Below are 8,939 nucleotides of genomic sequence, written 5' to 3'. Positions count from 1 at the left end.
CGCAGGCGCTACGCGAACCCCCACCGGACAGCAACGGGCCGCCGCAGGCATCCACCCACAACCCGCACACACAGACGACCCCCCTCGAACATCCACGCACCACGAGATAGCCTCCGCCCATGGCAAACGGGCAGTGGTACCCACCGGAGTGGCCGGACCGCATCCGCGCACTGGCGGAAGGAACCCTCACCCCCGTAGCCCCGAAGCAAGCGTCCACAGTCATGCTGCTCAGAGACGCCGACCCCGCCACTGACACCGCCACCGGCCCCGCAGTCCACATGCTGCGCCGCAGAGCGAGCATGGCCTTCGCAGGCGGCGCCTACGCCTACCCCGGCGGCGGCGTGGACCCCCGCGACGAGCACAAGATCCGCTGGGCGGGCCCCACGCGCGCGTGGTGGTCGCGACGGCTAGGCGTGGACGAGGCGAGCGCCCAGGCGATCGTCTGCGCGGCCGTACGCGAGACGTACGAGGAAGCAGGCGTCCTGCTGGCCGGCCCCACCCCCGAATCCGTGGTGGGCGACACCACCGGCGACGACTGGGAGGCGGACCGCGCCGCCCTGGTCGCCCGCGACCTGTCGTTCGCCGAGTTCCTGGACCGCCGCGGCCTCGCCCTGCGCTCCGACCTCCTGGGCGCCTGGACCCGCTGGATCACCCCGGAGTTCGAACCCCGCCGCTACGACACGTGGTTCTTCGTCGCCGCCCTCCCGAAGGGCCAGCGCACCCGCAACGCCTCCACCGAGGCCGACCGCACGGTGTGGATCCGCCCCGCGGACGCCGCCGCCTCGTACGACAAGGGCGAGCTGCTGATGATGCCGCCCACCATCGCGACGCTCCGTCAACTGATCCCGTACGACAGCGCCGCCCAAGCCCTCGAAGCCGCCCCCGCCCGCGACCTCACCCCCGTCCTGGCCCAGGCCCGCCTGGAGGACGGCGAGATCGTCCTCTCCTGGCCCGGCCACGACGAGTTCACCAAGCACATCCCGACCGACGGAGCCCAGGCATGACGGACGCAGCAGCCCTCCCCGGCCAGCCGCGAGGCGGGGTCGCCACCGGCCCCGCCACCCCCCGCGCCGTCAACGTCCTCGCGCCCAACCCCTCCGCGATGACCCTGGACGGCACCAACACCTGGCTGCTGTCCGAGCCGGACTCCGACCTGGCGGTGGTCGTCGACCCCGGCCCGCTGGACGAGGGACACCTGCGCAACGTCGTCGCGATGGCCGAGAAGGCCGGCAAGCGCATCGCCCTGACCCTGCTCACGCACGGCCACCCGGACCACGCCGAGGGCGCCGTACGCTTCGCCGAACTGACCGGCACGCGCGTGCGTGCCCTCGACCCGGCGCTGCGACTCGGCGACGAAGGCCTCGCCGCCGGGGACGTGGTCAGTGTCGGCGGCCTGGAACTACGCGTCGTACCGACGCCCGGCCACACCGCCGACTCGCTCTGCTTCCACCTCCCGGCCGACCGCGCCGTGGTGACCGGCGACACGATCCTCGGCCGCGGCACGACGGTCGTGGCGCACCCGGACGGCCGCCTGGGCGACTACCTCGACTCGCTGCGGCGCCTGAGGTCCCTCACGGTCGACGACGGCGTCCACACCGTCCTCCCGGGCCACGGCCCCGTCCTGGAGGACGCCCAGGGCGCCGTCGAGTTCTACCTCGCCCACCGCGCCCACCGCCTCGCCCAGGTCGAGACGGCCGTGGAGGACGGCTACGGCTCACCGGCCGAGGTGGTCGCCCACGTGTACGCCGACGTGGACCGCTCCCTGTGGCCGGCGGCCGAGCTGTCGGTACGGGCGCAGTTGGACTACCTGGAGGAGCACGGGCTCATCTAGGACCGCCGGGCCAGGAAGCAGCCCCTACGCCCCGGTCAGCTCCACCTGGACCTCGACCTCCACCGGCGCGTCCAACGGCAGCACGGCGACACCCACCGCGCTGCGCGCGTGCACGCCCTTGTCGCCGAGGACCTCCGCGAGGAGCTCGCTGGCGCCGTTGATGACACCGGGCTGCCCCGTGAAGTCGGAAGCGGACGCCACGAAGCCCACGACCTTCACCACGCGCGCGATGCGGTCCAGGTCGCCGGCCACCGACTTAACGGCGGCGAGGGCGTTGAGAGCGCAGATGCGGGCGAGGTCCTTGGCCTCCTCGGCGGTGACCTCGGCGCCGACCTTGCCGATGACCGGAAGCTTGCCCTCCACCATCGGCAGCTGCCCGGCGGTGTACACGTACACGCCCGACTGGACGGCCGGCTGGTACGCGGCCAGCGGAGGGACGACCTCCGGGAGCGTCAGCCCCAGCTCGGCGAGCTTCGCCTCGACCGCGCTCACGCCTGCTTCTCCCGCTTCAGGTAGGCCACGAGCTGCTCGGGGTTGTTCGGCCCGGGCACGACCTGGACGAGCTCCCAGCCGTCCTCGCCCCAGGTGTCCAGAATCTGCTTCGTGGCATGGACGAGCAGCGGCACGGTTGCGTATTCCCACTTGGTCATGCGGCCGACTTTAGCCGTTGCCCGCAGGGGCCCATGCGGCCGACCACGTCCAAGTTATCCACAGGCTGCTGCGTGACTCGTGCCGCGACTGGTTAGGCTCGAAGACGTGAGCAGGCTCCAGGTCGTCAGCGGCAAGGGCGGGACCGGAAAGACCACGGTCGCCGCCGCGCTCGCGCTCGCCCTCGCGACGGAGGGGAAGCGGACGCTTCTCGTCGAGGTCGAGGGCAGGCAGGGCATCGCGCAGCTCTTCGAGACAGAGGCGCTGCCCTACGAGGAGCGGAAGATCGCCGTCGCTCCAGGGGGCGGGGAGGTGTACGCCCTCGCCATCGACCCCGAACTGGCCCTTCTGGACTATCTCCAGATGTTCTACAAGATGGGCGGTGCCGGCCGGGCCCTGAAGAAGCTCGGCGCCATCGACTTCGCCACCACCATCGCGCCGGGCCTGCGTGACGTACTCCTCACCGGCAAGGCCTGTGAGGCCGTACGCAGGAAGGACAAGGCAGGCCGGTTCGTCTACGACTACGTCGTGATGGACGCGCCGCCCACCGGACGCATCACCCGCTTCCTGAACGTCAACGACGAGGTCGCCGGGCTCGCCAGGATCGGGCCGATACACAATCAGGCGCAGGCAGTGATGCGGGTGCTGAAGTCGTCCGAGACGGCCGTGCACCTGGTGACGCTGCTGGAGGAGATGCCCGTCCAGGAGACCGCGGACGGGATCGCCGAGCTGCGGTCGGCGCGGCTGCCGGTGGGGCGGATCATCGTGAACATGGTGCGGCCCGAGGTGTTGGACGCGGCCGATCTGGAACTCGTACGCAGTGTGCCGCGCGTGGCCGTCGCCAAGTCACTGTCCTCGGCCGGGCTCGGGGGGGCGCGGCGCGGCGGGAACGCCGAGCGGCTGGTGGACCCGCTGCTGACCCAGGCCGACGAGTACGCCGAGCGGTACGCGCTGGAGCACGAGCAGCGAGCCGTCCTGGCGGAGTTGGGACTGCCGGTGCACGAACTGCCGCTGCTCGCCGAGGGCATGGACCTGGCGGGCCTGTACGAACTCGCGGGCGAGCTGCGGGAACAGGGCCTCACATGAGTCCGTTCACAAGTCGGGAGCCGTACGCGGTACGTCGGAAGCAGGGGATGTCATGAGTCGTCCGGAACCGGCCAAGGCGCAGGACGCGCTCCGCCACCACGCCCCGCACCTCTCCCCCGCGCGCGTCCTCGACCTCGACCCGCTGCTCGACGACCCGAAGACGCGGATCGTGGTGTGCTGCGGTTCGGGCGGCGTCGGCAAGACGACGACCGCGGCGGCGCTGGGGCTGCGGGCCGCCGAGCGGGGCCGCAAGGTGGTCGTGCTCACCATCGACCCGGCGCGCCGGCTGGCCCAGTCGATGGGCATCGACTCGCTGGACAACACCCCTCGCCGGGTCAAGGGCGTCGAGGGCGACGGCGAGCTGCACGCGATGATGCTCGACATGAAGCGCACCTTCGACGAGATCGTCGAGGCGCACGCGGACCGCGAGCGGGCGGCCGCGATCCTGGGCAACCCCTTCTACCAGTCGCTCTCGGCGGGCTTCGCGGGCACGCAGGAGTACATGGCGATGGAGAAGCTGGGCCAGCTGCGGGCCAGGGACGAGTGGGACCTGATCGTCGTCGACACGCCGCCGTCCCGCTCGGCGCTGGACTTCCTGGACGCGCCCAAGCGGCTCGGCTCGTTCCTCGACGGCAAGCTGATCCGCGTCCTGCTGGCCCCGGCGAAGGTGGGCGGGCGCGCGGGGATGAAGTTCCTGAACGTCGGCATGTCGATGATGACGGGCGCGCTCGGCAAACTGCTCGGCGGACAGCTGCTGAAGGACGTACAGACCTTCGTGGCGGCCATGGACTCCATGTTCGGCGGTTTCCGTACGCGCGCGGACGCCACGTACAAGCTGCTCCAGGCGCCCGGGACGGCGTTCCTGGTGGTGGCGGCGCCGGAGCGGGACGCGCTGCGGGAGGCCGCGTACTTCGTGGAGCGGCTGGCCGCCGAGGACATGCCGCTGGCGGGTCTGGTGCTCAACCGGGTCCACGGCAGCGGCGCCGACCGGCTGTCCGCCGAGCGGGCGCTCGCCGCCGCGGAAAATCTTGAAGAGCCCCGCATTGTGGATCAGGAGGGCGGGAAAGCTGGACTTCGTAACTCCCCCGACACGTACGACAGTTCAGAATCGGCCGCTTCCGAGGCACCAGCTCCCGAGGCATCGGCTCCCCAGGCACCGGCTCCCGACGCAGGCTCCCCCGCCGCCACGGACCCCGAGCGCACCGCGGCCGCCGACGGACCGAAGTCCGTCACCCCGCATGTGGAGCGGTCCGTCGACCAACTCACCGCAGGCCTGCTGAGGCTGCACGCCGAGCGGATGCGGCTGCTCTCCCGCGAGCAGCGCACACGTGACCGCTTCACCGCGCTGCACCCCGAGGTGGCCGTGGCCGAAGTGGCCGCACTGCCCGGCGATGTGCATGACCTCGCGGGACTGCGGGACATCGGCGACCGGCTCGCGGCCCATCGACCGGAGCTGCCCGACCGCGCGGCTGACGCCTGAGGTCATCAGGTCCGAGGGAGTCCGAGTGAGTCTGCGGGCCCCCAGTAGGGCCCGGAGCCCTGGCTCCTCAGCTCACCGCCGCGTAGTTCTCGTACACCTCGTCGTCGTCGAGCGGCAGGATTCCCGCCCCCCGCTCGTACTCCGTACGCGCCGTCTCCAACAGCCGGCGCCAGGAGGTCACGGTGGGCCGCCTGCGCAGCAGTGCGCGGCGCTCGCGCTCCGTCATTCCTCCCCACACGCCGAACTCGACGCGGTTGTCGAGCGCGTCCGCCAGGCACTCCGTACGCACCGGGCATCCGGTGCACACCGCCTTGGCCCTGTTCTGCGCTGCTCCCTGAACGAACAGTTCATCCGGATCGGTAGTGCGGCAGGCCGCCTGCGCACTCCAGTCGACTACCCAGCCCATACCGGCGCCGTCCTCTCCCGAATCGAGGCTCCCCCACGGCGGCAGCGGCATATTCACCGCCGCCAGTTGAGGACGTTACGGAAGGTGGGCACAGCGCAACACCCCCTTCGGGCCCAATCTTGAATGGCCCGAACGGACTATGCGTAAGCGGCAGATCACCCGGGGGAGTGAGCTGGCGACATACATGACCTTCCCGGCAAACCGGGACAGTTCTGTTGAGTCACAACGGACGCCGGATGACACACAAGGCGGATTCGGACACGCCCCCACCAAAAAAGTGGGGAACCTCCGCAACGATTCGGGGTCGCCGGACGTATTGATACGTGGCCGCACTGCTGTGACAGTTGAGAGCAGCTTAGGCCAAGGCCTGCACGCCTGTCCGGGGAAATGGGAAGGTGGACGGCTGACTTTGCCGTGCCATGGCTCACGTCGGTTCGCCGTGCCCTTCGGCGGGCGTCCACACGCTCCCGCACGGTCGACCCTCGGTTCGCTCATCTCTACGGTTTAGGCTGCCCCCATGCCAAAGAAGCGCTCGGGCGGTGGTCTGTCGCCAACGCAGCAGGCCGCCAAGTTCCTCGGTGTCAGTGTGCTCGCGGGAGCCGTGCTGGCCGGTATCGCACTGCCCGCCGTAGGCGCGCTGGGACTCGCGGCCAAGGGTTCGGTCGAGAGTTTCGACGAGCTCCCGGCCAACCTCAAGACGCCACCGCTGAGCCAGCGCACCACGATCCTCGACGCCAAGGGCGGCACGCTCGCCACGGTCTACTCACGCGACCGTACGGTGGTCGACCTCAAGGACATCTCGCCGTACATGCAGAAGGCGATCGTCGCGATCGAGGACGCCCGCTTCTACCAGCACGGCGCGGTCGACCTGAAGGGCATCCTGCGCGCCCTCAACCGCAACGCCCAGAGCGGCGGCGTCAGCGAGGGCGCTTCCACGCTGACCCAGCAGTACGTGAAGAACGTCTTCGTCGAGGAGGCCGGCGACGACGCGACGAAGGTCCAGCAGGCCACGCAGCAGACCCTCGGCCGCAAGATCAAGGAGCTGAAGTACGCGATCCAGGTCGAGGAGGAGCTCGGCAAGAAGAAGATCCTCGAGAACTACCTGAACATCACGTTCTTCGGCCAGCAGGCGTACGGCGTCGAGGCCGCCGCCCAGCGCTACTTCTCCAAGTCCGCCAAGGACCTCAAGCTCCAGGAAGCCGCGCTGCTCGCCGGCATCGTCCAGTCGCCCAGCCGCTACGACCCGGTCAACGACGAGGCCGAGGCCACCAAGCGGCGCGACATCGTCCTGCAGCGCATGGCCGACCTCGGCGACGTCTCCCAGGCGGAGGCCGACAAGGCCAAGGAGGCGCCGCTGGGCCTGAAGGTCAGCAAGCCCAAGAACGGCTGCATCACCGCGGTCAAGGGCGCCAGTTTCTTCTGCAAGTACGTCGAGAAGGTCTTCCTGAGCGACCCGGTCTTCGGCAAGAACCGCGAGGCCCGCGCCAAGATCTGGAACCAGGGCGGCCTGACCATCACGACGACCCTGGACCCGCAGTCCCAGAAGTCGGTCCAGGCCTCGCTGAAGGACCACGTCTACCAGGACGACAAGGTCGCCGCCGCGACCACCCTGGTCGAGCCCGGCACCGGCAAGATCCTCGGCATGGGCCAGTCGAAGCCGTACGGCTTCGGCAAGAACGAGACCGAGCTCAACTACTCCGTGGACTCGGCGTACGGCGGCTCCAACTTCGGCTTCCCGACCGGTTCGACGTTCAAGCCGTTCGTCGCGGCGGCCGCGCTGGAGGAGGGCCGCCCGCCGACGCAGGAGTACTCGTCGCCGTACGAGATGGAGTACCCGAGCCCGGTCCAGACGTGTGACAGCACGCCGTGGACGAACCTGCGCGGCGAGAAGCTGGAGAACGAGAGCGAGTCGGAGCGCGGCCCCTACCGTCTGAAGAAGGCGATGGAGCTGTCGGTCAACACCTACTTCGTGCAGATGATCGCCGATATCGGCCTCTGCCCCGTGGTCAACATCACCGACAAGCTCCAGGTCCGCCAGGGCAACGGCGACAAGCTCCCCGAGCGCCCCGCCATCGCCCTCGGCTCCGTCGGCCTCTCGCCGCTGACGATGGCGAGCGCGTACGCCGCCTTCGCCTCGCGCGGCATGTACTGCACGCCGATCGCCATCGAGTCGATCTCGCAGAAGGTCGGCGGCCAGCAGAAGTCCCTGGAGGTCCCGAAGTCGACCTGCTCGCGCGCGATGTCCGAGCAGACCGCGGACACGATCAACAGCCTGCTCCAGGGCGTGGTCGACTCCGGCACGGGCAAGGAGGCCGGCCTCACCGACCGCGACAGCGCCGGCAAGACGGGTACGACGGACGAGCGCCGCAACGCCTGGTTCGTCGGCTACACGCCGAACCTCTCGGGCGCCGTCTGGGTCGGCAGCGCCACCCAGAAGGTCAAGATGCGCAACATCTACATCGGCGGCCAGTACAACGACCTGGTCTACGGCGGCAAGGTGCCGGGCCCGATCTGGCGGGACGCCATGCTCGGCGCCCTCGACGGCAAGCCCGTCGAGAAGTTCAACCGCGTCCACATCCCTGACGACGAGGACCGTGGCCGGGGTGACGAGGACGGCGACGACAACGACGACGGGAACAACGGCGACAACGGCGGCCTCATCGGGGGCCTGATCGGCGGCGGAGACAACGGCGGGAACAACGGCGGCGCCGACGGCGGCACGGACGGCGGTACGTTCCCGACGCCGACCTTCTCGATCCCCGAGGGCTGGTGGCAGGGGCAGTCGAACGGGAACGGCAACGGGGGGCGTGACTAGGCGTCGGCCGGGCTGGCCTGGCCGGCCGAGGCTGGTGACGTGACGTGACGTGACACGGCGACGGCCCCTGTCCCTGCGTACGAGATTCGTACGGGAGGGCAGGGGCCGTCGCCTGTGAGGCCGCGTAGCTCTTTGCTCGCCGCGGGCGCGTCAGCCCGCCAGCAGCTTCTTGACCGCCGCGGCGACGCGGCCGCCCTCGGCCTGGCCCGCCACCTTCGGGTTCACGATCTTCATGACGGCGCCCATGGCCCGCGGGCCCTCCGCACCGGCCGCCTTGGCCTCCTCGACGGCCTGGGCGACGATCTGGTTCAGCTCGTCGTCGCTGAGCTGCTTCGGCAGGTACGTGGCGAGGACCTCGCCCTCCGCCTTCTCCCGCTCGGCCTGCTCGGCACGCCCACCCTGCGCGAAGGCCTCGGCCGCCTCGCGGCGCTTCTTCGCCTCGCGGGTGATCACCTTCTGCACCTCGTCGTCGGAGAGCTCACGCTTCTCCTTGCCCGCGACCTCCTCCTTGGTGATCGCGGCGAGCGTCAGCCGGAGCGTCGAGGAGCGGAGCTCGTCGCGCTCCTTGATCGCGGCGTTGAGGTCTTCCTGAAGCTTCGACTTGAGCGTGGTCATGGGGTGATTGTCGCAGGTGTGGGGGGCGGAACGCCCGTTGATTTCAAGGGGGGTGTGG

General features: G+C 70.1%; 9 protein-coding genes. 5 read left to right on the top strand and 4 right to left on the bottom strand.

Going from position 1 to position 8,939, the window contains the following annotated elements:
- The first annotated feature begins 119 nt into the window (after positions 1-119).
- On the top strand, positions 120-1,004 hold the full coding sequence (locus L0P92_RS38690; protein ID WP_234767817.1) for an NUDIX hydrolase: 885 nt from the start codon (positions 120-122) through the stop codon (positions 1,002-1,004).
- Positions 1,001-1,831 (top strand): MBL fold metallo-hydrolase, encoded by an 831-nt coding sequence (locus L0P92_RS38685; RefSeq protein ID WP_234767816.1) that lies wholly within the window; start codon positions 1,001-1,003, stop codon positions 1,829-1,831. Before L0P92_RS38690 ends, L0P92_RS38685 begins: the two co-directional genes overlap by 4 nt.
- A 24-nt stretch (positions 1,832-1,855) precedes the next feature.
- Here L0P92_RS38685 and L0P92_RS38680 read toward each other — a convergent pair whose 3' ends face one another.
- On the bottom strand, positions 1,856-2,323 hold the full coding sequence (locus tag L0P92_RS38680; protein WP_234767815.1) for a RidA family protein: 468 nt from the start codon (positions 2,321-2,323) through the stop codon (positions 1,856-1,858).
- A complete protein-coding gene (gene sp36 / locus L0P92_RS38675) occupies positions 2,320-2,481 on the bottom strand; it encodes a Sp36 family protein (protein ID WP_003975360.1) in 162 nt (53 codons plus the stop codon). The genes L0P92_RS38680 and sp36 overlap by 4 nt, the downstream gene beginning before the upstream one ends.
- 106 nt (positions 2,482-2,587) lie before the next feature.
- Between sp36 and bagA the strand changes: the two genes are divergently transcribed.
- Both bagA and bagB read left to right on the top strand, forming a co-directional pair.
- Positions 2,588-3,565, top strand: coding sequence for an ATPase BagA (gene bagA, locus L0P92_RS38670; protein ID WP_234767814.1), 978 nt, complete (start codon positions 2,588-2,590; stop codon positions 3,563-3,565).
- 52 nt (positions 3,566-3,617) lie between these two features.
- Entirely contained in the window at positions 3,618-5,045 is a 1,428-nt protein-coding gene (bagB, locus tag L0P92_RS38665) for an ATPase BagB (RefSeq protein WP_234767813.1), read from the top strand.
- A 67-nt stretch (positions 5,046-5,112) separates the two neighbouring features.
- Here the strand turns inward: bagB and wblA are convergent, their stop codons facing one another.
- Positions 5,113-5,451, bottom strand: coding sequence for a transcriptional regulator WblA (gene wblA, locus L0P92_RS38660; RefSeq protein ID WP_062697668.1), 339 nt, complete (start codon positions 5,449-5,451; stop codon positions 5,113-5,115).
- Between the two features lie 517 nt (positions 5,452-5,968).
- On the opposite strand from wblA, the gene L0P92_RS38655 reads away from it, so the two are divergent.
- Complete coding sequence (locus tag L0P92_RS38655) at positions 5,969-8,266, top strand: transglycosylase domain-containing protein (RefSeq protein WP_234767812.1); 2,298 nt, start codon at positions 5,969-5,971, stop codon at positions 8,264-8,266.
- Positions 8,267-8,416: 150 nt separating this feature from the next.
- Here the strand turns inward: L0P92_RS38655 and L0P92_RS38650 are convergent, their stop codons facing one another.
- A complete protein-coding gene (locus L0P92_RS38650) occupies positions 8,417-8,881 on the bottom strand; it encodes a GatB/YqeY domain-containing protein (protein WP_234767811.1) in 465 nt (154 codons plus the stop codon).
- Positions 8,882-8,939 lie beyond the last annotated feature (58 nt).

Source organism: Streptomyces muensis (genome assembly GCF_021474425.1).
GTDB classification, from domain to species: domain Bacteria; phylum Actinomycetota; class Actinomycetes; order Streptomycetales; family Streptomycetaceae; genus Streptomyces; species Streptomyces muensis.
Note: the sequence above shows the minus strand (reverse complement) of the source record. Positions and strands in the feature narration are given on the sequence as shown.

Coding starts and splice junctions, on each gene's coding strand:
- L0P92_RS38690 (WP_234767817.1), top strand. CDS start 120: ATGGCAAACGGGCAGTGGTACCCACCGGAGTGGCCGGACCGCATCCGC.
- L0P92_RS38655 (WP_234767812.1), top strand. CDS start 5,969: ATGCCAAAGAAGCGCTCGGGCGGTGGTCTGTCGCCAACGCAGCAGGCC.
- L0P92_RS38685 (WP_234767816.1), top strand. CDS start 1,001: ATGACGGACGCAGCAGCCCTCCCCGGCCAGCCGCGAGGCGGGGTCGCC.
- L0P92_RS38650 (WP_234767811.1), bottom strand. CDS start 8,881: ATGACCACGCTCAAGTCGAAGCTTCAGGAAGACCTCAACGCCGCGATC.
- sp36 (WP_003975360.1), bottom strand. CDS start 2,481: ATGACCAAGTGGGAATACGCAACCGTGCCGCTGCTCGTCCATGCCACG.
- wblA (WP_062697668.1), bottom strand. CDS start 5,451: ATGGGCTGGGTAGTCGACTGGAGTGCGCAGGCGGCCTGCCGCACTACC.
- bagB (WP_234767813.1), top strand. CDS start 3,618: ATGAGTCGTCCGGAACCGGCCAAGGCGCAGGACGCGCTCCGCCACCAC.